This window comes from Enterocloster aldenensis (genome assembly GCF_003434055.1).
Classification (GTDB): Bacteria; Bacillota; Clostridia; order Lachnospirales; family Lachnospiraceae; genus Enterocloster; species Enterocloster aldenensis.
Window position 1 is genome coordinate 18,021 of the sequence record NZ_QVEX01000009.1, and the last position, 25,051, is coordinate 43,071.

A 25,051-nucleotide genomic window follows, 5' to 3' on the forward strand; every position below is an offset into this window, starting at 1 on the left:
ATTATATATTCCGATGTAACAGCGTAGCCAAAAGCCGTGGCCATCTGTGGTCACGGCTTTTGGCTCTAATATGTCTGGCCCTGTCATGTCTGGCACTATGTCTGCTTTTATCAAGCTTAAACCCTGCAGTCATTTAAGTCCTGCGTAAAGGAATCCAGATATACAGCCCGGCCAGTCAGGACATCCCCGGCCGCAGCTCCCTTCATCAATCCAGCACTACATTCACCTTCATGTAATTCCCCGGATTCTTCTCAATATCAATGATTGTCCCCGGAGTCTCATCCATACCCACAACCTTGGTAAGGATTTTCCTCACATCCACCTTCCCGGTATAAATCAGGTCGATTGCCTCCTCAAACTCATTGGCGCTGGTGCGGGCGCCGCGGATGTCCACTTCCTTGCGGGTAATGGCATCGGTTGGCAGGGGCGTCTCCTTCTTGGGCCACCCGGTCAGGGTAATGCGGCCCGCGTTGGACACAATGTCCAGGGTGGAGCGGACAGCGGCATTGGCGCCGGAACACTCCATCACCAGTTCGGCCATGCGGCCTTTTGTGTACTCAGATACCTTTTGGACCACATCCTGGGCGGCAGAGTTGATGGTGTACCTGACCCCCAGTTCACGTGCAAATTCCAGCCTCTCATCCACCACATCAATGACAATCGGCTCTGCGCCGTAGGCCAGCGCTGCCATGGCTGCCAGCAATCCGATGGGGCCTGCGCCGATAATCGCCACATGCTCCCCTGCCGCCAGCTCCCCTCTGTGGATCCCATGAAGGGCAATGGTCAGCGGCTCTGCCATGGGCGCGATATCCCAGGGCATGTCATCCGGCAGTTTCCATAGCATGTCGGCCGGATGGGTCATGTATTCAGCCATCCCGCCTTCCACATGCACGCCTAATACCTTAAGGTCCGTACAGCAGTTGGTGCGGCCGACGGAACACGGATAACATGTGCCGCAGTAGAGATACGGATCCACAATGACGCGGTCGCCAGCTTTAATACCCCTGGCATTATCTTCCGGTATGGACAGCACCTCACCCACAATCTCATGACCGATTATCCTTGGAAATGACACCAGGGGGTTAGTCCCTCTGAATGCCCCGATATCGCTGCCGCAGATGCCTGCCGCCCTTACCTTAATCAGCGCCTGTCCTTCTTTTGGCTCTGGTTTTTCTATATCAATGCACTGAACCTTCCACGGTTCCTCAAACTTAATCGCCTTCACGGTTTCTTCCCTCCTACTACTAACTATATGCTGCCGGCTCTGACCGGCCTGTTCCCCGGCACTGCCCAGGTTTTCTGCGCTGCACGGATTCCGGCTGCGGCCGGCCCATGTCATCAGCCGCCCAGATACGCCTTCTTAATATCATCCGAATCCATCAGCACCTTGCTGTCCCCGCTGGCAACCAGGTTGCCAACCTCCAGGACATAGGTCCGGTTGGAGATGGACATGGCCATGAACGCGTTCTGTTCAACAATTGCAATGGGGATATTCCTTACCTTATTGACACGCACGATGACGTCAAACATATCGTCCACGATTACAGGCGCCAGCCCCAGGCTGGGCTCATCCAGCATGAGAAGTTCAGGATCTGACATCAGTCCCCTTGCAATGGCCAACATCTGCTGTTCGCCCCCTGACATGGAACCTGCTTTCTGCTTTGCACGCTCCTTAAGCCTTGGGAAGATTTCGTACTGTTCTTCCAGGTGGCGGTCCATGTCGGCCTTGGACATTTTCACGGAATAAGCGCCCATCTCCAGGTTTTCCTGCACGGTCATGTTGGGGAATATCTCACGTCCCTCAGGCACATACACAATCTTATGTCCCACTACCTTGTGGGAGGGCAGGCCGCTGATGACCTGTCCGTTGTACTCAATGGTTCCCTTCTTAGGCTTGTTGATGCCCATGATGGACTTCATAAGGGTTGTCTTGCCTGCTCCGTTGGCTCCGATGATGGAGACAATCTCGTTGTCCCCCACTTCGATGGACACGTCAAACAAAGCCTGGACCTTGCCATAATATACGTCAATTCCGTTTACCTTAAGCATGTGCAGCCCCCCTTGCCATGTTCTGCTTATACCGGTCGCCCAGGTAAGCCTTGATGACCACCGGATCCTGCTGGATTTCCTCCGGCGTACCCTCTGCAATCTTGGCGCCGAAGCTGATGACCGTGATATAGTCGCTGATGTTCATGATGACATCCATGTTGTGCTCAATAAGGAAAATGTCAATGCCGGAATCAAATACCTTAAGCATGATATTGACAAATTCCACACGTTCCGACGGGTTCAGGCCGGCTGCCGGCTCATCCAGGAACAGCAGCTTGGGGTCTGACATCAGGGAACGGGCCAGCTCGGTCAGCTTCTGCTTTCCGTAAGGCATGTTGGCCGGGTATTCGTCTGCCAGGTCCTTAAGCCCGATGAACTCCAGGATGGAATCAGCTTTTTCCTGAATCAGCTTCTCCTCCCTTGCAGCTGCCCCGAAGTTAAACATGAATGGGAAAAATCCCTGTTTCATATCCATCATGCTGCCCATCATCAGGTTCTCCTTCACGGTCATGGAGCGGTACAGCTTCAGGTTCTGGAAGGTACGGCTGCAGCGTGTCTGGGCAATCTGGTGCGCGCTCATTCCGCTTATTTTGGTTCCCTCATGGTAAATCTCGCCTTCCGTTAACGGCAGGAGCCCTGTAATCATATTGATGGCAGTGGACTTGCCAGCGCCGTTTGGCCCAATGAGGGCGTGGATGGTGCGCTCCTTCATATCAAGGGACAGGTCATTGACCGCAACCAGTCCCGAGAAACGTTTTGTCACATTCTTCAAGGTCAGTACGGATTTTCCTTCTCTGTTATCAGACATTTGCCTGTCCTCCTTTCACTGCTTTTTCCGCTGTTTTCTTAACCCTGAACAGGGAAACAATCCCGTTTGGCAGGAAAATGACGAACAGCAGGGTAATGATGGAGAATACCAGCCAGTAATAATTCTCCATGAACCGTAAGAACTCAGGTACCAGGGTAACCAGAATTGCGCCCAGCACATTGCCCGGCACGGAACCAATGCCGCCGATGACCAGCATGACCACGTAGTTAATTGAAAATTCCAGGTTGTAGGCGCTTGGGTTGATGAAGCCCACATAATGTGAATACAGGCTGCCTGCAATGGTTGCATAGATGGCTGCCAGGGTAAATGCCATGATCTTGATATTGGCAATGTTGACGCCGCCTGCCTCCACCGCATCCGGATTATCCTTGACAGCAAGGAAGGAACGCCCCCACTTGGAATTGACAATCCGGTACGCATTGAATATGAGCAGCACCGCAATGACCAGGTACAGGTAGTAAATCTCCTTGTTGCTCTGGAACTTGAAGCCGAAGATGGAGAAGGTGGGGATGCCCGTGACACCCAGAGCCCCTCCGGTAAGTCCGGTCAGGTTGGTCATCAGGATCCTTACGATTTCGGAAAACCCGATGGTGGTCAGCGCCAGGTATACGCCGGACACACGCAGGGAAGGATATCCAAGCCCCATACCGATGAGACATCCCATGCCCACGGCTGCCACAAGGCAGATCCAGGGATTCAGCCCAAGCTTGGTAGCCAGCAGCAAGGATGTGTAAGCGCCCATGGAAAAGATTCCCGCCGTGCCGAGGTTCATCTGGCCCGTAAGGCCTGTGATGAAGTTAAGGCCCACCACGATGATGATGTTGATAAGCACCTGTATCATCAGGTTCAGGTGGTAGTTATTGGTTATGAACATAGGGAGAACCGCTGCCAGAGCAATCGCTGCCAATGCAATTATCATTGCTGATTTATTCTTTTTCATAGCTCTCCTCCTTATCTCCTGTTTCCTAAGATTCCTGAAGGCTTAATCAGCAGGAAGATGATCAGCAGCACAAAGGACAGGCAGTCCTTATACACGGAAGGGATGATCATGCTTCCGAAGATTTCCACAACCCCCAGCAGGATGCCGCCTACAATGGCGCCCGGAAGATATCCGAACCCGCCAATCACACCAGATGCAAAGCCTTTCAGGCCAATCATGGATGACATCTGCAGCTCTACGTTGAAAATCGGTATGACCAGGACACCGATGGTTGCGCAGATCAGGGCTGACAGGCCAACCGTAAATGCAATGTTCATGGGAACGTTGATGCCCATCAGGGACGCGGCTGTCTTGTTCTCAGACACACAGCGCATGGCCTTGCCCATCTTGGTGGTCTTAAAGAAAATCTGAAGGCCTGCCGTTATGATGGAACATACAACAATGATTACAATGTGCGCCTTGGACACCACGATGGGGCCCAGGTGAAAAGAGCCCCTAAGGAAGTTGTCCAGGGTAAATGGCAGCGGTCCCCAAATCAGACGTACGCATTCAGTGATGATCCTGCCAAGTATGACGGTTCCGATTACAGCAAATAGATTCGTTGATAATCTGCTCAGGGGGTTAAATATGGCAAATGCGCTTACCATACCAAGCAGGAACATGGTAAGGACCGTGCACAGGATTGCCAGTACCGGCGGGAGCCCTAAGCTCAATACATAGGAGCCTGCAAACATATAGGCGCCAAAGAGAATGAATTTATCATGGCTGAAATTAAGGAGCCCGGTTGAATTCCATATAAGTGTATACTCAATACCTACCAGGGCATAGATAAAGCCCATGGCAACACCGGTAATAAGCAGCTGTACAAAAACCTGCATATGTAAAACCTCCTATTAATCAAGGGATATCTGCTGTGTTACGTTCATATTCTTATCGCCGTCAAATTCCAGGATGTACAGGTTGGTGTTCATCTCGCCCTGTGCATTGCAGTTCAGCTTACCGAATACTGCGTCGAAATCCTTTGTCTCAGACAGTGCCTTCCTGATATCCTCAGGTTTGTCGGAACCGGCCCTGTCAATGGCGTCTGCTGCAAGATAAGCTGCCGTATAGTACATGGCTGCGTATCTCTCCACGTCCTCGCCCCAGCGTGCATGGAAATCATCCAGGAACTTCTTCATGACTGCATTGGATTCGTCTGCGTAGAAATCCGTGGACGCATAGGTGCCTTCCAGCTGCTTTGCATCACACAGGTCATAGGTCTGGGACTGTGCAAGTGCGTTTGGTCCGACATGAGGAATATCGCCCATGCCAAGCTCGTCTAACTGACGTACAATCAGCGCTGCCTCGGCGTCATGTGAGAAGTCAAACACAACATCCGGTCCCCATCCTTTAATCTTGGAAAGCTGGGAGGTCAGGTCCTTGTCGCCGGAGGTAAATCCTTCTGAATAATACTCAATGCCGTTGTCTGCACAGTACTGCTTGGTTGCCCCGTCAGCAGCCACGCCATAGTCGTCCGTATCATACAGGGCGCCAATCTTCTTAACCCCGAACTTGTCCTTTGCAAACTCCACCATAGCTGGTCCAACCGCTCCGTCGGATACGGAAATACGGAAAAAGTATGGGTTCTCAGCTTCCAGAAGCTTTGGTGATGTGGCTGCCGTGATAAAAGGAACCCCTGCCTTTCTGTAAAGTTCCTGGGTTGCAGATGCCATTGGGGAAGTGTGCGGTCCAATGGAAACAGATACGTTCTCGCCCAGGATCTTGTTGACCGCGTTAACAGCGCCTGTGGGTGTTCCTGTATCATCTACCAGGACCATCTCAAGGGGTCTTCCGCCCAGTACGCCGCCGTCTGCATTAATCTCTTCAAATGCCATGGTAATGGCCTGTTTCATACGGATGCCGCCGGCTGCCATGGGGCCTGTCACCATGTTGGAAACGCCTACCTTGATGGGCTCTCCGGTTGCAGTGGACTGCGCTGCCTGTCCTGCCCCTGGCTCTCCTGCTGCCGGTGCTGCTGTTGTCTGCTTGCCCGGGGATCCGCTGCATCCTGCCAGTGAGGTTGCCACCATACATGCCGCCAGTGTTACGCCTAAGATTTTTTTCATGTTTTTCTTCATGTTCTAATCCTCCTCTGCTTATCTTTATACCTTCTTAATGCTGTTGCTAAGAATCTTAACGATATATTAATACGGGTGTAATATATCTTAATGCAGTTAATATACTACTACCGAATTACAAATGCAATATTAAATATTTTTTTAACAATACTTTTGTTACTTTTTACATTAATATCATAATTTTTTTGTGCAATTTAACCGTTAAGATTTATTAACACCCTATTGACATACCACATTTTTGTATATCACAACCTTCTGTCTTACTTGACAGATTGATGGCAAAGACGATATACTAGAAAAGTAAAATTTAACAGTTATATAACTTAATATATTACTCGAATCGTGGTATTAATATATATATATACTGCCAAAGGAGACCTGAATATGGAAAATTTCACTCAGAAGCCCGGGGAAACTGCCCGCGAATACGCGCAAAGGTATCTGCTGTACCAGATCATCAACCTTAACTTTGAACCTGGACAGAAGATTTCAGATGTAGAGATATCAAAAGAATTAAATATAAGCAGGACGCCGGTCCGCGAAGCCATCCTCTCCCTTACCAACGGACAGCTGATTGAAAGCTATCCCCAGCGCGGGATTTTCGTGTCATTAATTAATTCAGAGATTGTGGAACAGGTATGTACCATGCGTAAGATGATTGAAGGTCCCCTGGCAGAGATGAGCTGCGGCCTCGTTACCCAAAGCAACCTGGACAACCTTTATGACACAATCACCCTGCAGAAAGACTATGCTTCCGGAGGACCAAGGGAAAATTTTGAGAAATTCCTCTCCCTGGACATTGCGTTCCATAAAGAATTTTATGATATATGCAGCATGTCCTTTATCTATGATACCATGCAGAATGTAATGCCCCACTTTGACCGTCAGAGAAAGCTAAGCTACCACATCGCCATCTCCGACCGTGTGATCAGCGAACATGTGGCCATCTGTAAGGCTTTGAAGGACAAGGACCCGGCAGCAGCCGGCAGGGCCATGGTGGCGCATATATCCACCGCCCTGGTTGACCAGGGAATCCTGAAGAAGAAATTCCCGGATTATTTCCTGTAGATAAACACATAGCTGGATGTGAAGATGCAGAAAGCTTCCCAGCATACATGCCGGCGTGGTACCGTACCGGCATGTATGTTTTGGGAAGCTTTTTTTACTAATCGGTTCACATCCAGAAGTGTGCCCTTATAATATATTTATCTTAATATATCTATCTTGATATAATATATTACTTTTCGGCATTTTCCGGTATATCCTTTGTCACAATCACATCCGTATCATAACCAAAAAGATTATGGATGACCACGGTTCCTGATTCCACCGGGGCAGTCAGGGTGCATTTCCTGATTTCAGCCATGGCATCAAAAATGCGGCCTTTCGGGATTGGCGCTGTCAGGCGCACACTGGTTAAGGGAAGGATCCCTCCTTTGACAAGGACAGAAGTAGCAATATTCCTCTGGGGGTCTTTTAACTCCTGTTCCACATAGGCGTTGCCTTTTTTGCAGGCTGCGCCTTCAATGGAAAGGATTTCCACTGCGCCGCCCTCTTTTTCTTCTATCTCAGCCCTGATTTCACACCCATTGGGGCAGATGATACATGTAAATTCCCTCATCATTCCACACACACCTCCAGATTTCCGGATGTTTTAAGTTTCTCCGGCTTGATTTCCATCTGGATCATCTCTGCCGGTATGGCTTTTTTCATCTTCTTTGCAGCAATCTCCACGCCGTCCTGGCGCACAACAATGCGGCAGTCCTTCATGGGACGGTTCACACGCATGGACAGCTTAAATCCACGTGTGCCGCTGATGCGCTGAGGTACGGTATGGTTTATATTCCTGTCCGTCTTAATCTCAACCGGACAGTCGGGAAGGCTTTTGTCCCTGATATATTCCGCCGCCGAATCAGCCAGGTTCTCGGCTTCCATGGACACAAAGTCCACCAGGTCGTGGACATGGAGCACATTGCCCGCGGCAAAGATGCCCGGCACATTGGTCTGGAAATATTCATCCACCACAGCGCCCTTTGTCCTGCCGTCCAGGGCAACGCCTGCATCCAGGGAAAGTTCATTTTCCGGTATCAGTCCCACTGAAAGGATTAACGTGTCGCAGCTGTATTCCTTTTCCGTGCCCGGAATGGGTTTAAAATGCTCATCCACCCGGGAAATGGTCACGCCCGTAAGGCGCTTGTCGCCATGGATTGCAGTAACCGTGTGGCTCAGGTACAGCGGGATGCCATAATCGTTAAGGCATTGTTCAATGTTGCGCGGAAGTCCGCTGGGGTATGGCTGGATCTCGAACACGGCCTGTACATGGGCGCCTTCCAGGGTCAGCCGCCTAGCCATGATCATTCCGATATCGCCGGACCCCAGAATCACCACTTCCCTGGCAGGCATGGTGTTATAAAGGTTAATGTACGCCTGGGCAACACCTGCCGTGAACACACCGGTGGGACGTTCTCCGGGAATCCCAAGCGCCCCCCTGGTCCTCTCCCGGCAGCCCATGGTAAGGATGACGGATTTGGCCTGCCACTGCCTTAATCCGTCGCGGGTGGCAGCGGTTACCAGCTTTGCGTCCGTTACTTCCAACACGGCCGCATCCGTAATGTATGGGATTTTCAGTTCCTCCACCTCGTCAATGAAGCGCTTGGCATACTCCGGCCCGCTGAGCGTGGTGCAAAAGCGGGTCAGCCCAAAGCCATCGTGGATACACTGGCGCAGGATCCCCCCAAGCTGTTTTTCACGTTCCACAATCAGGATATCGTGGATTCCCTTATGATACAGTTCTGCTGCAGCCGCCAGCCCCGCAGGGCCGCCACCTACGATAACCACGTCAACGGCCTCTGTTCTGATTCCATTTATCTGACTGCATGTTTTTTTATCCATCTGCCCGTCCATGCCCTACACCTCCTGCCTGACTTTGCCGAAAAACATCCGGGAGCCTTTTCTTGCATATTGTACTTCAGTTTCCTTCCTGCCCAGCTCCTCCTCTATCATCTGGGCAATGCGCATCTGGCAGTACCCGCCCTGGCAGCGCCCCATCATGGAGCGGGTCCTGTACTTGATGCCTGCCATGGTATCCACGCCCAGGGGGTTGTGGATCGCGGCAAGGATTTCAGCCCTGGTCACCTTTTCACAGCGGCATATGACCTCGCCATAGTCCGGGTCCTCCAGTATCAGCTGGTTCTGTTCTTCCTTTGTCAGCTCCTCAAATCTTGGGATTCCCCTGCGCACAGGATTAAAGTCAGGGTTCGGTTCTAACTTCTCCCGCTCTGCCATAAGCCCGATTGCATATCGGGCAATGGGCACCGCGGCGGTCAGGCCGGGGGACTCAATGCCCACCAGGTTGATGGCCCGCGGCGCAATATCATCACGGATTTCAATCTTAAAATCCTGGATGGCGCCATTGTCGTCCACCCACTTAGGAAGGATGCCGGAATAATTGCGGATATAATCCTGCCTGCGGATGCAGGGCCAGAGATTGGACGCGCTCTCTGCAAGGTAATCCATATTCTCCTGAGGCACGCCGTAATATGTAAAATCAAATACCATATCCGCATTAGGCCCAATGATCACATTGCCATCCGTGGTATTGGTCACATGGATTCCCATATAGGTATTGCTTGGCACCGGATATACCGGCATGGGAAGGAGGGGTCCTGTCCTCTTGTCCAGTATGATATAATCACCCTTTGAGCCGATGATCTTATAACCTTTGATTCCCAGCATATCGGAAATACGTCCGCAGCCCAGTCCTGCGCTGTTGACCACCCAGCGGGTGTGGAATATGCCGTGAGGGGTTGTAAGGGCGTAAATCCCATCCGCATCCCGTTCAATGGCAGTCACTTCATGGTCAAAAAAATAGTCCGCCCCATTGGCATGTGCATTCTCAGCCAGAGCGATTGTGTAGTTAAACGGATCCACAATGCCGCTGTTATGTGAAAACATGGCAAACTCACCCACCACGGCAGGTACCAGCTCATGAAGGCGTTTACTGTCAATCAGCTCCAACCCCGAAGCGCCGTTGGCCTCCCCCTGCCTGATGGTACGTCTCAGCGTCTCCATATCTTCCTCGGTGCTGCCTACCAACACTTTCCCGCAGCGGATGAATTTAAAATCCAGTTCCTCTGCAAGTTGTCCCATGTTTTTATTCCCCTCCACACAGAGCCTGGCCTTAAGGGACCCGGTGTCATAGGCAAACCCTCCGTGGACCACGCCGGAATTGCGTCCGCTGGTCTCATAACATACGTCCAGATTTTTCTCCAGCACACCGATTTTCAGGGTGTATCTGGACATTTCCCTGGCTATGGCACTGCCTACCACGCCGCCGCCGATAATGAGTACATCATATAGCTGTTTCATGCCGCTGTTTCCTCCTTGTTTTAATACTTAGGGCCTGTCCGGATCTGTTTGCATGCAGCCCCTAAATGTTGGGTCATCTTTCTATAAACCGCATTATTCATCCTATAAATATAGTCTATATTTATCATATATAAAATGGATTGTCAATATATATTCATATATTTTTTCAAATTCATGGGATGAATCTTATTGAAACATATATTTCCACTGGCTGATTTACTATACGGCATATGATCATTATCCACTGGACTGATTTTCCATAGGACATATTATCATTTACCGCAGGACAGATTTCCAATAGGACACTCCTTAATATTTAAAAAAGCCCTGATACCGCCATACAGCCAATGCCATGGGTATCAAGGCTTCCGCCTTTCCTATATGATGTTATCTGCCAACCGTAAATGCCCGGTCCCGGTCCAGCATGAACGGACGGTAATACCCGGTAAGGCAGGATAAGGGCAGCACTTCCTGGTGCAGGAGGATTCCCAATTCTTCCTTTATGTAATCCCGTCTTTCCTCTATCCGTGCCCACGTCTCTGGGTAATGTTCCTTCAGCTGGTTCCTCAAGTCCTCATCTGCCAGGGCAATCCCGCTTTCAGCCCCGGCGCCCCCATAACCGGGTACGCTGGGAATGATGTCTGCCTGCAGCAGCATCCCGCTTTTAAGCAGATGGGCGGAATCTTTCCATATGGGAGATGAAAGCCATTCCTCATCCGCAGTCAGATGCCCGGGATTCAGGCTCCATCCGTATGTGTCCTTGGGCAGGACGGTTTCTATCAACCGGTACATTTCTCCTCCCTTCATACCGATTTTAATCTGCTCCAGCCATGCCGCCATAGCTGCATAGTAAGGGGCCGCCACACGTTCCAGATAATCCCTGGAATCTTCAGGAAGCTCTTCCTTACAGCTCACCGCATACCCGGACCGGCTGGTGAGGCCGCCCTTAAACCCCGTTGTTAAGGATAGTTTGTCACCTGTTTTTATCCTTTTCCTTCCCGGGTAAAGGGATGCGTCCTGAAACCGCTCGCCAGCTGCGCTGATTGACACCACGCTGTTTGGCTGGCCCCAGATTTTCAGGCTGCTCCCAATCTCCATCTCAGTTTTCCCCGGCCCTAACTGATTCATGGCATCCAGCACACAGTTGGCGGAAAGGGCTGAACCAAATTCATAATGGGCTATCTCATTGCAATTATTCACCGTGCGGATTCCATGTCCGGGATGGATGAAGATGCCTGTTTTATTTATTATCTGTGTCTTCTCCCCGGTCAGCTTTTTCAGCGCGTCGACGATATAGTATGGAACATCAAAAAGTCCATCCTGGTCAGGGCATTTTTCTTCAAGCAGCTTCCATCCCACAACCCCGATCCGCCCTGCCTCTGCTGTCCGCGCCTGCATAAGCCCATCCCTGACTGTAAGCCCCCTGTCCATGGGCTGGTTCGGCAATGAAAATGCCGGTACATGGACAGGCTGGGCCTGTATCCTGGAATGGCGGGCCATTTTCAGGTTTTCATTTCCCAACAGCAAAAAGGCAGTATCCTTGCGGTGGATTACCAGCAGGGCCTCCTCAAACCTGGGAAGGAAGCCGGTGAGATATTCAAAATTAGACCCATGCTCTAAATCCCCATAAATAATAAGGCAGTCTATCTGTTCCTCTTCCATTGCGCGTAGTAAGTTCTTCCTTCTCTCCTCCATGGTGGAATCAGAAAGAGGAACCGGCTCCAGCCTATCCGCCTTGGGCTGGCTTACCCTTTTTAACACCATGTTTTCCTTGTCATACCGTTCCAAACCAGATTCCCCCTAAATCCCGGCCCTCTCATAGACCTGCTTCATCCTATGTCCAGCATTCGCCAGTATGGCCTCCTCATCCAGGGTCAGCACCTGCCTTTCCTTCATGACCAGTTTTCCGTTGATGATGGAATCACTGACATCGCTGCCATAAGCGGTTTCCGCCACGGTGTAGGCCAGATTGCTGGTGGGTTCTAGGTGGGGGGCATGGGTACGGATGAGTATAAGATCCGCCTTCGCCCCTGGCCTCACAGCTCCCTCTACCGCCTCCATCTGCATGGCGGCGGCGCCTCCCATGGTCGCCATCCTCAGGATATCCTTATTGGGCAGCGCCGTGGAGTCAAAGACAGGAAGCCCCCATGCGGCAGATAACCCGGTCCGGATTGTTTTCATTTCCTCAAATATACTCACATCATCCCTGGCAGCCCCATCGCTCCCCAGTCCCACGGTTACCCCACGGTCTAAAAACTGGGGCGTTTTCGGGATGCCCTGGCAGCAGAAATTCGCCCTGGGACAGTGGACCACCTTCATGCCGCTGGACGCCATCAAGGGTATCTCCCTGTCCGCTACCGCCACACAGTGGGCAGCAACCACATTTTCCCCAAGTACCCCCGTCTTATGGAGATATTCCAACGGTCTTAGGTGGTAATGTTCCAGACAGTAAACCACCTCATCCTTATGTTCTGCCAGGTGTAAATGGATTCCTGTCTTTAATTCCGCTGCCCTCGCCCCTGTCATGCGGATTAGCTCATCCGAGCAGGAAATAATCTGGCGCAGCCCAAACCAGATGGCCAGCCTTCCATCCCCTTTTCCGTTATAATGCCTGTACAGTTCTTCCGTGCCCTGGATGCACGTTTTGGCAGGCGCTTTCATGGATGCCGGTATCATTTCCCCCTTATCCATGGTGGACCGGGTGAGGGAAGCCCTCATTCCGGATTCCAGGACAACTTCTGCCACCTGTTCCATGTGCGTGCCTCCGGCATCCGCAAAGGAGGTTGTCCCTGATTTTATCATCTGCAGACATGCAAGCCTGGCGCTGGCAGCCACATCCTCCTCCGTGAGGCTGCTCTCAAAAGGTACCAGGAACCTGGTCCAGATCATGGGGAACTCATCGGAAATCCTGCCCCTAAGCAGCTGCTGGCATACATGGGTATGTCCGTCCGTAAGGCCCGGCATGACAAGCTTACCCCGCCCATCTAGCACCGTGATTCCCTGGTACCTTTCCTCCATCTCCTTTGTCGGCCCCACCTCCAGCACCATGGATTGGTCAATGGCCACTGCCATATGTCCAGGCGTAGAGTAATCCTGCATCATTACCGTACAATCCTTAACCAAAATATCACATTTCATGTTCTTTTCCCTATCCTTTCACCATACCGCTTGCAATGCTTTTTTCCACCTTTTCCTGTGCCAGAAGATAGATGGTTACCGTGGGAACCAATGATATCATGATGGCTGCAAATATTACGGAGTACAATACCCCAAAATCCCCTTTCAGGCTTAAAAGTGCCACGGAAATGGTCCTTAAGCTTTTATCATTAATCAGGACATTGGCAATGGGCAGTTCGTTATATGTAAACAGGAAGGTGATGATGGCGCAGGTTGCCATGGCAGGCTTTGCCACCGGCATGATGACCAGCATGACGATTTTGGTCAAACTGCAGCCGTCAATCATTGCAGCCTCATCCAGGTCCGAGGGGATTCCCTCAATATAATTTTTCATGATAAAAAACACAAGCGCCATATTTAATCCCGCATATATGATGGTTAATGTCCACAGGCGGTTCTTCAGCCCCAGACTGCTTACCATCTGTACAATGGGTACAATGGCGCTCTGTATGGGAATCATAAGGGCCGCAATCAACAGGCCCGAAACCGCGGATGCGAAAGGTACCCTTTTCCTTGCCGTCACATAGGCTGCCATTGTACAGAATAACAGCATGATTGCAATGGCGCTGCCGGATACAAACAGAGAGTTGGCCGTGGCCTTTAAAATCCCGGCCATCTTCTGGGCCATTACATAATTGTCAAAAACCGGCCGTAACGAAGGTATCAGGAATGCGCTGAATATCTGGCTGTTGTCCTTAAAGGACGATATAAATGTAAAATACAGCGGGAACGCAGCAGCCAGGAACCAGATGATTGCTGCCGACCAGTATAGAACAGTTCCCGGCCTTATCCTTTTTTTCATAATCCCATCCTTTCTCAATCCCTTTGACGGAATACCAGATTGACGACAAACGAAAACGCAAGGCAGATAAGGACCACCACCACTGCAATGGAATCCGCATATCCCAGGCGGCTGTATGTAAAGGCATTGTTGTAAAGCAAGGTGTTGGGGACCTCAGTGGCCCCGCCCGGGCCGCCTGAAGTCAGGCCCATCACCAGGTCGAACATTTTAAATGCCCCGGTAAATACAAACACCAATACAATCTTAAATGTGGACTTCATCATGGGGATTGTGATATAACGCAGCTTTTGAAAGCTGCTTACCCCGTCAATCTGGGCCGCCTCGTAAATCTCATCGGGTATGGCGGCCAGGCCGGATGAGAACACAATCATCTGGAAGCCCGCATCACACCACATATAAATCAGGCATACCGCCGGCATGGCCGTGGCATAATTCCCCAGGATATTAACGCCTCGGATTCCAAACTCACGCAAAAGCACGGTGACCGGCCCCATCTTGGGATAGAGGATAAATGTAAACATCAGGCTGATGGCAATCCGGTTAATGACCACAGGCATGAAATAGAATGTCTTAAACAGGCGCAGTCCCCTGAACTTTTGGTTGATGACGGTTGCCAGGAAAAATGCAATGGGGATTGTCAGGAATACGCCGGTGCCTGCCAGCATGAACACATTCTTAAATGCAGTGGCTGTCTGATAATCATGAAAAAAGGTCCTGTAGTTCTCAAGTCCAACAAAGCGGTAGGCCTGCTGCTTAATCCCATTCCATTCAAAAAAGGATGTATAGAATGTGCTGCACACCGGAAACACAATGACTGCCCCATATAGAAGAAGGGCCGGAAGGAGGAGCAGTACCCCTTCCGGCGAATATTTCTTGCCATTTATACGAAACTTCATCCGGCAGCTCCTTTCCTCACACAGCGCCCGAAAGGCTACCGCCCTTCCTTGGCATACTGCTCTGCCAGGGTCCTGCAGACTTCCTCAGGACTTCTGCCTACAAACAGGGACTGGAACTCTGATCTGGTGGTATCCACCAGGCTGGCATTATTCAGGTACGCCGTAAATTCATCCGTGGATGCCGTCCTCTTAGAAAATTCCTCCATGAAGCTGCCCACCACATTCTTGGCCTGGGAAAGATCAAAATCAAAATCCACAGGGAACGCACCGCCGCCGTTCCTCTCAGCATATCCCTTAAATGTGTCTGCTGAAAGCATGAAGGACAGCAGGCTGCAGGCTGCATCGTATTCCGGGGTGCCGGGTTTTGAAGAAATCATGAACCCTTCACTGGCGCTGGCAATCCAGATATCCTTGTTTTCAGGCCTGTCGCTGAAAGAAGGGAAATTCACACACACGATATCGTCTGAAAAGTCCATCTGCTGGAACCGGTCAAAATGATACGCAGCCGTGTACATCATTGCCACCTGCTTCTGTTCAAACAGTGAGATGGTGTCCTGTACCTCAAAGGAAACAGCGTCCGGGTCAAGCACGCCTTCATCTATAAAGGCCTTAAACTGTTTTGCAAGGGCCATGCCTTCCTCGCCATCCCATTTAATCGAAGCATCTGCCAGCTGATCCCGGAACTGTGTGCCGTACATCATACAGGACAGCGCGCTGATAAACCGCCCCACCTCTGCCTTGCTCTTTGCAGCCACGCCAAAGGGTACAATTCCTGCCTCATTGAGTGCGGGCGCCATGGCCTCAATTTCTTCCCAGGTCCTTGGAACCTCTGTAATGCCATGTTCTTTCAGCAAGCCGGTATTTACAAATACCTGTCCTGTATTTAACGCATTGGGGACGCCATAGACCTTACCTCCAAAGGTAAATGCCTCCAGCATCTCGTCGGACGACGGACCTGTCCAATCAGGCGATTTCACCACCTCAGTCAGGTCTGCCACCAGCCCGTTTTCAACCCACTGGTCCAAAGGAAAACCATTATTGGCAATGAAAAGGTCAGGCAGGTCTCCCGAAGCAACCCCGGCATTGATTTTAGCCTTAAAGGCTTCCGAGTCGTCACCAATGGAAATATCCTCTATCTCTATATTGGGATTTTCCCCACGGAACTGATTTAACTTTTCAATATAATAACCAGCCCTGACCAGCTCCGGATTTACAAATCTGGATAGATACGTTATCTTTACTGTTTTGCCGTCTGCCCCCTCTGCCTTCGGCTTTTCCTCATTTGAGTCCATTTCTTTTGATTCCTCTGTTTTCGGCTCTTCTTTCACAGCCTCTGTTTTGGCATTTCCCCCCTGGGTCCCAGATGACCCGCAGCCCGTCAGAAAACCTGCTGTCATGGCGGCTGCCACTACCAATGATATCACCCGTTTCATTTACTTCTCCTCCTCCTTATTTTTTCTATCTGCATTTATTTTATCACCTATATGATTCATTGCCATGGAGACATTTTTCTATTTTTTGTATTTTTTTGCAGTTATGTATGTATTTTTCCTTTATTATCTTCCCCCTCCCACTTTATTCTCAATATTTTTATACTTTCTTGTCCTTTTTGTATTTTTTTGTCTGGTTAAGCCCGGAAAATTGACAATATTATTTTTATTATAGTATGATAATACTGTATCAGGAAAGGAGATTTGAATGACCCTGTTCAAAAGAACCTCGCTGCGTTTCCGCCTCAACCTATTCTGCATGGCAATCAACCTTATCATTATCATCTGCATTGCTGCAGGCATCGGTTTCATCAGCAACCGGATGCTGAGGCAAAAATCCGTTGCATCCCTGGAACAGCAGGCAGCCCTGGCATCGGAACGGCTGGATGCCCTGCTGGACCGTGTTGAGAATGCATCCCTTCATTTTGTGGTGAATGAGGCATACAAGGAGACCTATGAATCCCAAAAACAATCAGGTTATTATGATTCCTATCTTTATTCCGCCACAATCACCAGCCATCTGCTGGAGTTCTTAAGCGTCCAGAAGGATATCTACTCCATGGCATTTTTTACATATGACGGAAAAAGCTTTTACCGGGCCTTCAATGAGGAAAGCAGCTTAAAAAGTTCCCCGGGCCAGGAAAAGTTAATCGAGACCTTTCTCTCTGACGGTTATTCCCATCACTGGTATGTCATCCCCAGGGAAGGGAATCCACAATGTGCAGAGTTTGTATTTATCAGAAAGATGTATAATCTCAACGGCCATCTGCGGGGCATCCTTTCCCTGACATTGGCTGAAAAAAGCGTGACCAGCCTTTTTCCTTCCGAACTGTCAGGAGATGCCGCTTATGTACTGCTGTTCCCGGAGGACCTTTATTCGCCCACGCCCCTGTCAGGAACCCCGGTCATGTTGGATGACTCCCAGCTTATGGTTACCAGGCCTTATGACCGTCTCTCTGCCACCACCGCCACACTGGTCTCCAAGGCCTCCGTTTACCATGACTCTTATATCCTTGTGACAGTCATCATACTCATTGGCTTTGGCGCGCTGGTTCTGTCCTTCTTTGTATTCCATCAGGCAACACGGTATTTCCTGGCGCCCTTGGAACTGATTGTAAATAAAGTAAGGCTTCTCTCCCAGGGAGATTACTCCACCAGGATCCATGCCGCATTTCATGACGAACTGGGTTCCCTTGCAGGCCAGATTGACCAGATGGCGGCAAATACAGAGCACTTAATGGAACAGATCCGTACCTCAGAGGAGCGGAAAAAGGAATATGAGGTGGCCTATCTCCAAATGCAGATGCGGCCCCATTTTCTTTACAATACATTGGAAAACCTATGCGGCATGGTTGCAATCGGAGAGAACTCCACTGCTGTTTCCATGATCCATGATATCTCCCAGTTCTACCGGGCGGTATTAAATCAGGGCGATTCCATCATTTCCCTGAAGGCGGAACTGGAAATCTCAGAAAGTTATATGAATATCATGGACAAGCGTTACCCTGCAATGTTTGCCTGGGATATTGAGGCAGACGGGGATGTGATGGATTGCTGCATTCCAAAGCTCACCCTGCAGCCGCTTTTGGAAAACTCCATCATCCATGCCTTTGCCTCCTGCCCGGACTTTTCCTCGGGAAAAATCCGGGGAAAAATCCTTATCTCATGCAGACGGGAATCAGATGTAATCCGCCTGACTGTTTCTGACAATGGGGCCGGCATGACAAAAGAACAGCTGAACTGCCTTTCAGGGGAATCCGTTTCCCGTCCAGGTATTTCGTTTGGCATCCGCAGTATTGAAGAGCGCCTCCGGCTGAATCTTGGGGACTCGGTGTCCATTTCCATTGAATCGGAGCCCGGCAGGGGGACTGTCATCTGCCTGTTGTTTCCCGCAGAGGCAGCCGGCAATCACAGGAAAATGAAAGGAATATAAGCATGATGTATCGTTTTTTAATCGTTGATGATGAATATTACATACGCAGGCACATCCGCTGCTGTATTCCATGGGAGGATTATGATTTCCAATATGCAGGCGAGGCTTCCAACGTATACCAGGCCATGGAATTTTTGGAGCACAACGCAGTGGAACTGATTCTTCTGGATATTTCCATGCCTGGCCAGAGCGGCATGGACCTTCTGAAGCTTCTGGATGAGGAAAAGCATCCCCGTCCCCATGTAATCATCCTGACCGGCTTTGCCACCTTTGAATATGCCAGGGAGGCTCTGAAATTTGGTGTCAGTGATTATCTCCTTAAGCCAATCAGACCTGAAACCCTTACGGCGGCCATCACCTCCCTGAAGGCAGAACTGGACCGGGAGAGCAGCCGCGCAAAGGCGCTTCTGCAGTTGGAATGGACCAGTGCTGCCATCGAACAGGAAACGCGGCGGAATTTTTTCCGGAACCTTTATACCGGGCACATCCCGGACCGTGCCAACGAGCTGTTGGAAACCTACGGTATCCGCCCCTCTTCCCGGTACCTTATCCTGATTCTTGATACCATATCAAAAAATGGCCATGACAGGCATGACGGTCAGAAGCAGGCTGACCGTCTGGCTGTAAATAACTGTGTGGAACAGCTTCTGGCTCCTGCCTGCTTTTATCTCATTACCCCGGATGGATACGGGCGTTCCGTTATTCTTCTGGAAAATCTCCCTGCCTCCATATCGGGCCAGGAGCTGACATCCAGGCTGCAGGCCTTAGTCAGGGAACGCTTTCATCTGTCCTTACTGTCAGGCTATTCCATATCCGCCTCCGGCAATGCCGGGGATATCCTTGCCGCCTATCAGAACAGCCTTCAGTTTTTCTGGCTCCGCACCATTTATGGAGAAACCATTGACATCAGCCAGGTCTTAATGCCCTCCCTCCCGGTGCTGGACAGCCTGTCCGCCTTAAACAACAGGCTCAGGCTTGACCTGTCCGGCAGACAGGAAGCCGCTATGCTCCACAACCTGGACCGGATTTTTATTTTGCTGAAAAAGCACCTGTTTCCCATTCAGGCCCTTGAATCCGAAATTGTATCCCTGATGGGTATGGCCATCCACCATGCAGCAGAAAAACACCTGGATATCCTGAGCAGTGAAAATGACTGGAATTCCCTGTCCTGCACGGAATTAATCCAATCCGGGCTAAGGCTGGAGCAGATAAAGGATACCTTCGCACGCCTTTTCTCCGCTTTACTGAGCGCACAGGAGCTGGGGGACCGCCACTTTATAGAAGAAGTGGTCCTGCAGTCCAAGAAGATAATAGACCGGGATTTTGCCAAGGCCTGCCTCAGTCTTAATACCATTGCGTCAGAACTGCTTGTCAGCCCTTCTTATCTGAGCCGCAGTTTTACCAAAATACAGGGGATTTCCCTTACCGCTTACATCACCAGATGCAGGATGGAGCATGCCAGGAACCTGCTGAAACATACGGATATGTCCATTGCCCAGATTTCAGAACAGGCCGGTTACAGTGATTTATTCTATTTTTCCAAACGTTTTAAATCGTTTTGGGGAGTGCCGCCCTCCAGATACCGTGTGTCCGGCCCATCGGACGAAACCGGACAAAGGGAGGAATGAGCGATGATCCGCTGTCTGAAAAAGCGGGAATCTGATAGGAGGAAAAATGAACTATATGATATTGAGCGTTGATACGGGAATCGATGACGCGCTGGCCATTGCCTACGCCCTGGGGCAGAAAACATACCGGCTTCTGGGGATTACGGTATCCTATGGCATGGCCCCATTGGAAAAAACCTACCGCAATACCCGCCATCTTTTAAATCTCATGGGACATCCGGAGGTTCCTGTCTATCCGGGCAGCAGCGCGCCGCTTCAGGGAATCCGTACCTATAACGGGGATTTTCATGGGATGGACGGGGCAGCCAATCTTCTAGGGGAGCCGGCATGGGAAGAAAGGCCGCCAGAGCATATGAAAAGCAGCGTTGCATTTATTCATGAATCCATTGAGCGGTACGGCAGGGATTTAACGCTTGTCACCACCGGTCCGCTTACGGACCTGGCCAGACTTCTAAATCTGTATCCCAGCCAATGCCGGGCCCTTGGACAGGTCATATCCATGGGCGGCGCCCTTACCTGCCCGGGTAATTCTTCCCCTGTGGCTGAGGCCAATATAAAGGCTGATGTGGCAGCGTCAAAAGCAGTACTTGAAGCAGGGCTTCCCCTTACCCTCATTGGTCTGGATGTAACCAGGAAAACACTGCTTACATGGGAGGAAATCCAAACATGGAAAAACATGGGCACGGCAGCCGGGTCCTTTTACTGTGACCTCCTTACTTTTTATCTGAATGAGTACCGCCGCTTCTATCCCTACCTGCAGGGATGCGCCCTTCATGACCCCCTGGCAGTGGCTGCTGCCTGCTGCCCGCAGATTTTCACCATGCTGCCCTTCCATCTGACCGTGTGCACCGACGGCCCCCTGATTGGAAGGATAACGGAAAATCTTATGGCGGACCACGGCGGGACCGAAGAAACCATGGTGGCGCTGAAGGTGGATTCCCACGCGTTTAAATCCATGTTCACAGAAATGATGTCTTATGTTTTAGGGGGATTTGCATAAAGCACTTGACATCCCCCTATTTCATCTCATCCCTATACCGGTTGTCATTAAACATCAGATGGAAATACATGGCCTGCTGGGCGTCCACCGGCCTCCGGTCACGGATTGCCTCGTAAATCCGCCGGTGGGATTCCCTGGTCTTGTCATACTCTGTCTCTCGGACAGAGCCGGCAAATACGCGTACCCCGTCTGTAATCACAGGCACCAGGTTGGTCATGACCAGGTTGTGGCTGCAGCCGGCTATGTGGGCATGGAACTGGGAATCCTTGTCCGCATAATCCTCATGCCGTTCCATGCAGTATTCCAGTTCCAAGAGGATATTCCCTAAAATCCGCACATCCTCCTCTGTGGCGTTCTGGGCAGCCAGGGCCGCTATGGGAGGTTCCAGCATGACCCGGATCTGGATTAAATCCTCTGTCAGCTTGCGCCTGTCCTCTATCATGGAAAATCCCAGCGGATCGTCAGCCACCCCGTTCTTATCCGATATGAAGGTGCCTGAGCCCTGGCGTATGGTCACGATATTCCTGGACATAAGGATGCGCAGGGCCTCACGGACCGTGTTGCGCCCCACGCCCAGACGTTCCACCAGTTCTGCCTCCGTAGGCAGCTTATCCCCGGCCGTGTATCCCTTATCCTGTATCATTCCTAAAAGCTTCTGGGCTGCAATTTCCCCCAGGGTCTGTTTTTCCATGTTGCCTCCTTGTCCGCTCCGTCCTAGCTTGTGTATCACCATAAACAGGCCATTCCATACCCGTATGGTCTTAAATCCGTACAATTCATACCCGGGCAATCTATACCTGTACAATATTATACCCGGGCAATCTTATACCTGTACAATCTCATACCCGCGCAGTCTTATACCCGTGCAATCTCATACCCGTACAATCTTATACCCGGCCGCCTTCGAAAGCCGGTTCATGATTGCCTGTCCCAGGTGATCCTCTGAAAAACTCTCCGAGAATATATACTCCACCTTAAGATCATCAAATTCCCTAAGCACCGCATACAGGTTATGGGCCACCGATTCCTGGCTCTTCCTGGCTCCGATGCTGCGGACCGTGCCTTCGGTATAGCAAGACCGTGATTCGTCCGTACAGATAATACCCACCTGACAGCCCTGGATGAGCTTTTCATGGGCCAGCTCCTTCACTTTCCCCACCATGCGTTCCACCTGTCCGTCTCTCATCTGCCCACCGCTCATCTGCCCGCCGCAGCCAACCCTTTCCTGTCCACGGACAGCTTCATATCCGGCAGTTTCATATCTGGCAGCTTCACATCCGGCAGTTTCATCCTCCGCGGCTTCCACCAGTGTAAGCTCTGCTCTCGGCGCATAATGACGGTACTTCATCCCGGGCGCTTTCGGCCTTATATCTTCCTTCATGGGTCCCAGTATGGCCGGGTCAATGGTCACCTCCCCCAGCACTTCCCTGAGCATTTCCATGGTGATGGCCCCCGGGCGCAGGACAGACGGCACAGGGGAGGACACGTCCACAATGGTAGACTCCACACCGATTCCCACCGGCCCTCCGTCAATGATCATGTTAATGCGTCCATTCATGTCCTGCCACACATGGTCTGCCGTGGTAGGGCTTGGACGGCCCGAGGTATTGGCGCTGGGCGCTGCCACTGGAACCCCGGCCAGGGCTATCAGGCGTCCAGCCACCGGGTCGTCGGGCATGCGGACAGCCACTGTGTCAAGCCCTCCCGTGGTGCCGTAGGGCACCCTGCCGCTCTTTGGGAATATCATGGTCAGCGGACCGGGCCAGAAGGCTTCCATCAATTTCCTGCCGGCCACGGGTATCTCCTTTACCAGGGGCGCCAGATCTGCGGCGCATGATATGTGGGCAATCAGGGGATTGTCGGAGGGGCGCCCCTTGGCAGCATAAATCTTCCTGGCCGCATCTTCATCCAAGGCATTGCCGCCCAGGCCGTATACAGTCTCTGTGGGGAAAGCCACAAGGCCCCCGCTTCTGAGTACCGCCGCAGCCTCTGCCAGCTCCTCATCCTTTATGTTCTTTCTATCTTTAATAACAATTCTCTTTGTTTCCATGTCATTACCTCTGTATCCAGGATGTTTTTTACAGGACTTTTTTATATGACTTTTTTGCAAAATGCCCTGTTCCAGACCTTCATCAGCGACCCGCCTGTTTCTGCAGTCAAAAATGCCGGTGTCCAATTTATTGTAACACCGGCAGCCGGGAATGTAAAGTTCATGGCTTTCTATATAGACCCTACAATCCCTTTTACATATTCAGATGCTTTATCCCACGCATCATTTTTCACGTATTCCTTTGGCATCAGGTTGCTTCCAATCCCCACCCCGATAAATCCATTGTCCAGGAAGGTCTTGATATTACCTGCGTCCACACCGCCCACAGCCACATACTCGGTGCCGTCAAAGGGTCCTTTCAGGCTTTTGATATAGGAAGGAGGCATATCCCCTGCCGGAAACAGCTTCATGATGGTATATCCGTACTCCAGGCACACGGCCACATCCGTTGGGGTAAGCACGCCGGGAAGAAGAGGGATGTCGTATCTGCGGCAGAATTCCATGGTGCCCGTGGTTGCCGATGGGGTGAGGAAAAACTGGGCACCCGCCTCCCTCGCCGCCTCACAGCGCTTTGCGCTGATTACAGTACCTGCGCCCACATAGGCATTGTCCCCGAAATGCTTCCTCATAAGCTCAATCTGCCTGGCCGCATCCCCGGAATTCATGGCCACCTCAAACATCCGCACGCCTCCGCGGTACACGGCGTCCGCATAATCCAGCGTCTTGCCTAAGGGCACTCCGCGCATGATTGCACAAATCCTGTTATTCTCCAAAATATGTTTCATTGGTTCCCTTTCCTTTCTTTCCGGCATCCTTACCGGTAGATGATGTCCTCACCTTTCATTGCCGTTTCCATCTGTTCCATGGAGGGATACCCTTCCGTATCCCCATAGGTCTCCGTTGCAAGGGCGCCAGCCACAGCGCCCATCCTTCCGCAGTCCGCCACATCCTTACCTTCCAGGATGCCGCAGAGGAAGGCGGCGTTGAACGCATCGCCCGCGCCCACCGGATCAATGCTGGCACATGGAAACGGCGGGATTTCCGTCAGTCCGTCCCCATCTCCCACAATGGCTCCCTTGGCGCCGTTCTTAACAGCCACATACCTGGCCTGCCCCTTTTCAAACAGGATGTCCATGACCCTGCGGGCCTCAGATACCCCCAGCAGCGCCTCTGCCTCATCCGCTCCCAAAAGCACGATCTGCGCCCTGAACATCATATCCCGCAGCATCGGGACAAAGTCCCTGCCCTTCCAAAGCTTCCTGCGGATATTGGGGTCAAAGCTGATAAGCTTTTCATGCTTCACCGCCAGATCCATGGCTGCCTGCACGGTCTCCCGGCAGCTGTCCCCCAGCACGGGCGTGATTCCGGTAAGGTGGATGACATCGGCCTGGGCCAGATATCCCTCGTCCAGCAGCTGGGGCCGCATATGGCTTGCCGCTGAATTTTCCCGATAGTAAAATACAGAAGTCTCCGATGCGTTCCTTACCTGTTTGAACATGATGCCTGTCCTGTACTCAGGGTCAAACACGACCCTGCTGGTGTCCACTCCCTCTGCCCGTATGCTGTTTTGGACAAACTCCCCAAACTCATCCTTTCCCAGACAGCTGATCCATCCGGCGCTGTGTCCCAGCTTGGATACGCCGATTGCAAGGTTGCTTTCCGCACCGGCAATCCGCATCTCGTAGTTTTTCACATACCGCAAGAATCCCGTGGAACCAGGGGTAAATGCAGCCATTGTCTCTCCAACCGTAACAATCTGAGGCATGTCTTCC

22 protein-coding genes are annotated in these 25,051 nt (G+C 51.2%); 4 read left to right on the forward strand and 18 right to left on the reverse strand.

The window, feature by feature from the left end; translation table 11 throughout:
• Positions 1 to 205 precede the first annotated feature (205 nt).
• The 6 genes from DWX59_RS17405 to DWX59_RS17430 form a co-directional block, all read right to left on the reverse strand.
• A complete protein-coding gene (locus tag DWX59_RS17405) occupies positions 206 to 1,225 on the reverse strand; it encodes a zinc-binding alcohol dehydrogenase family protein (protein WP_117560491.1) in 1,020 nt (339 codons plus the stop codon).
• A 113-nt stretch (positions 1,226 to 1,338) separates the two neighbouring features.
• Positions 1,339 to 2,049 (reverse strand): ABC transporter ATP-binding protein, encoded by a 711-nt coding sequence (locus DWX59_RS17410; protein ID WP_117560492.1) that lies wholly within the window; start codon positions 2,047 to 2,049, stop codon positions 1,339 to 1,341.
• Positions 2,042 to 2,857, reverse strand: coding sequence for an ABC transporter ATP-binding protein (locus tag DWX59_RS17415; protein WP_117560493.1), 816 nt, complete (start codon positions 2,855 to 2,857; stop codon positions 2,042 to 2,044). The genes DWX59_RS17410 and DWX59_RS17415 overlap by 8 nt, the downstream gene beginning before the upstream one ends.
• A complete protein-coding gene (locus tag DWX59_RS17420) occupies positions 2,850 to 3,818 on the reverse strand; it encodes a branched-chain amino acid ABC transporter permease (protein ID WP_117560494.1) in 969 nt (322 codons plus the stop codon). The genes DWX59_RS17415 and DWX59_RS17420 overlap by 8 nt, the downstream gene beginning before the upstream one ends.
• A gap of 11 nt (positions 3,819 to 3,829) precedes the next feature.
• Positions 3,830 to 4,696 (reverse strand): branched-chain amino acid ABC transporter permease, encoded by an 867-nt coding sequence (locus DWX59_RS17425; protein ID WP_007869751.1) that lies wholly within the window; start codon positions 4,694 to 4,696, stop codon positions 3,830 to 3,832.
• A gap of 15 nt (positions 4,697 to 4,711) precedes the next feature.
• Positions 4,712 to 5,935: an ABC transporter substrate-binding protein gene (locus DWX59_RS17430; RefSeq protein WP_117560495.1), complete on the reverse strand. Its 1,224-nt coding sequence runs from the start codon at positions 5,933 to 5,935 to the stop codon at positions 4,712 to 4,714.
• A 384-nt stretch (positions 5,936 to 6,319) separates the two neighbouring features.
• On the opposite strand from DWX59_RS17430, the gene DWX59_RS17435 reads away from it, so the two are divergent.
• Positions 6,320 to 7,003, forward strand: coding sequence for a GntR family transcriptional regulator (locus DWX59_RS17435; protein ID WP_117560496.1), 684 nt, complete (start codon positions 6,320 to 6,322; stop codon positions 7,001 to 7,003).
• A gap of 169 nt (positions 7,004 to 7,172) precedes the next feature.
• Here the strand turns inward: DWX59_RS17435 and DWX59_RS17440 are convergent, their stop codons facing one another.
• The 8 genes from DWX59_RS17440 to DWX59_RS17475 all read right to left on the reverse strand — a co-directional run bounded on the left by DWX59_RS17440 (position 7,173) and on the right by DWX59_RS17475 (position 16,611).
• A complete protein-coding gene (locus DWX59_RS17440; protein ID WP_117560497.1) occupies positions 7,173 to 7,559 on the reverse strand; it encodes a DUF1667 domain-containing protein in 387 nt (128 codons plus the stop codon).
• Positions 7,556 to 8,839 carry an NAD(P)/FAD-dependent oxidoreductase gene (locus DWX59_RS17445; protein WP_330666060.1) on the reverse strand — a complete coding sequence of 428 codons (1,284 nt, stop codon included), beginning with the start codon at positions 8,837 to 8,839 and terminating at the stop codon, positions 7,556 to 7,558. The genes DWX59_RS17440 and DWX59_RS17445 overlap by 4 nt, the downstream gene beginning before the upstream one ends.
• A 3-nt stretch (positions 8,840 to 8,842) precedes the next feature.
• Positions 8,843 to 10,303 (reverse strand): NAD(P)/FAD-dependent oxidoreductase, encoded by a 1,461-nt coding sequence (locus tag DWX59_RS17450; RefSeq protein WP_117560498.1) that lies wholly within the window; start codon positions 10,301 to 10,303, stop codon positions 8,843 to 8,845.
• Positions 10,304 to 10,690: 387 nt separating this feature from the next.
• The gene (locus DWX59_RS17455) at positions 10,691 to 12,091 is read right to left on the reverse strand and encodes a M24 family metallopeptidase (RefSeq protein WP_202048807.1); all 1,401 of its coding nucleotides are present in this window, start codon (positions 12,089 to 12,091) and stop codon (positions 10,691 to 10,693) included.
• A gap of 12 nt (positions 12,092 to 12,103) precedes the next feature.
• Positions 12,104 to 13,441, reverse strand: coding sequence for an amidohydrolase (locus DWX59_RS17460; protein ID WP_117560499.1), 1,338 nt, complete (start codon positions 13,439 to 13,441; stop codon positions 12,104 to 12,106).
• 10 nt (positions 13,442 to 13,451) lie between these two features.
• The gene (locus tag DWX59_RS17465) at positions 13,452 to 14,282 is read right to left on the reverse strand and encodes a carbohydrate ABC transporter permease (RefSeq protein WP_117560500.1); all 831 of its coding nucleotides are present in this window, start codon (positions 14,280 to 14,282) and stop codon (positions 13,452 to 13,454) included.
• Between the two features lie 14 nt (positions 14,283 to 14,296).
• Complete coding sequence (locus tag DWX59_RS17470) at positions 14,297 to 15,178, reverse strand: carbohydrate ABC transporter permease (protein ID WP_117560501.1); 882 nt, start codon at positions 15,176 to 15,178, stop codon at positions 14,297 to 14,299.
• Positions 15,179 to 15,213: 35 nt separating this feature from the next.
• On the reverse strand, positions 15,214 to 16,611 hold the full coding sequence (locus DWX59_RS17475) for an ABC transporter substrate-binding protein (protein ID WP_117560502.1): 1,398 nt from the start codon (positions 16,609 to 16,611) through the stop codon (positions 15,214 to 15,216).
• A 265-nt stretch (positions 16,612 to 16,876) separates the two neighbouring features.
• Here DWX59_RS17475 and DWX59_RS17480 point away from each other — a divergent pair, with 265 nt between their 5' ends.
• Genes DWX59_RS17480 through DWX59_RS17490 form a run of 3 tightly spaced genes read left to right on the forward strand, consistent with a single transcriptional unit; the run spans position 16,877 to position 21,229 of the window.
• Positions 16,877 to 18,601: a cache domain-containing sensor histidine kinase gene (locus tag DWX59_RS17480; RefSeq protein ID WP_117560503.1), complete on the forward strand. Its 1,725-nt coding sequence runs from the start codon at positions 16,877 to 16,879 to the stop codon at positions 18,599 to 18,601.
• Positions 18,602 to 18,603: 2 nt separating this feature from the next.
• Entirely contained in the window at positions 18,604 to 20,229 is a 1,626-nt protein-coding gene (locus DWX59_RS17485; RefSeq protein ID WP_117560504.1) for a response regulator, read from the forward strand.
• A gap of 46 nt (positions 20,230 to 20,275) precedes the next feature.
• Positions 20,276 to 21,229: a nucleoside hydrolase gene (locus DWX59_RS17490; protein ID WP_117560505.1), complete on the forward strand. Its 954-nt coding sequence runs from the start codon at positions 20,276 to 20,278 to the stop codon at positions 21,227 to 21,229.
• 16 nt (positions 21,230 to 21,245) lie between these two features.
• On the opposite strand, the gene DWX59_RS17495 is transcribed toward DWX59_RS17490, so the two are convergent.
• The 4 genes from DWX59_RS17495 to DWX59_RS17510 form a co-directional block, all read right to left on the reverse strand.
• Positions 21,246 to 21,920, reverse strand: coding sequence for a FadR/GntR family transcriptional regulator (locus DWX59_RS17495; protein ID WP_117560506.1), 675 nt, complete (start codon positions 21,918 to 21,920; stop codon positions 21,246 to 21,248).
• 180 nt (positions 21,921 to 22,100) lie between these two features.
• Complete coding sequence (locus tag DWX59_RS17500; RefSeq protein ID WP_117560621.1) at positions 22,101 to 23,279, reverse strand: L-threonylcarbamoyladenylate synthase; 1,179 nt, start codon at positions 23,277 to 23,279, stop codon at positions 22,101 to 22,103.
• A 170-nt stretch (positions 23,280 to 23,449) separates the two neighbouring features.
• The gene (locus tag DWX59_RS17505) at positions 23,450 to 24,064 is read right to left on the reverse strand and encodes a bifunctional 4-hydroxy-2-oxoglutarate aldolase/2-dehydro-3-deoxy-phosphogluconate aldolase (protein WP_117560622.1); all 615 of its coding nucleotides are present in this window, start codon (positions 24,062 to 24,064) and stop codon (positions 23,450 to 23,452) included.
• Between the two features lie 29 nt (positions 24,065 to 24,093).
• Positions 24,094 to 25,044, reverse strand: coding sequence for a sugar kinase (locus DWX59_RS17510; protein WP_117560507.1), 951 nt, complete (start codon positions 25,042 to 25,044; stop codon positions 24,094 to 24,096).
• Between the last annotated feature and the right edge of the window lie 7 nt (positions 25,045 to 25,051).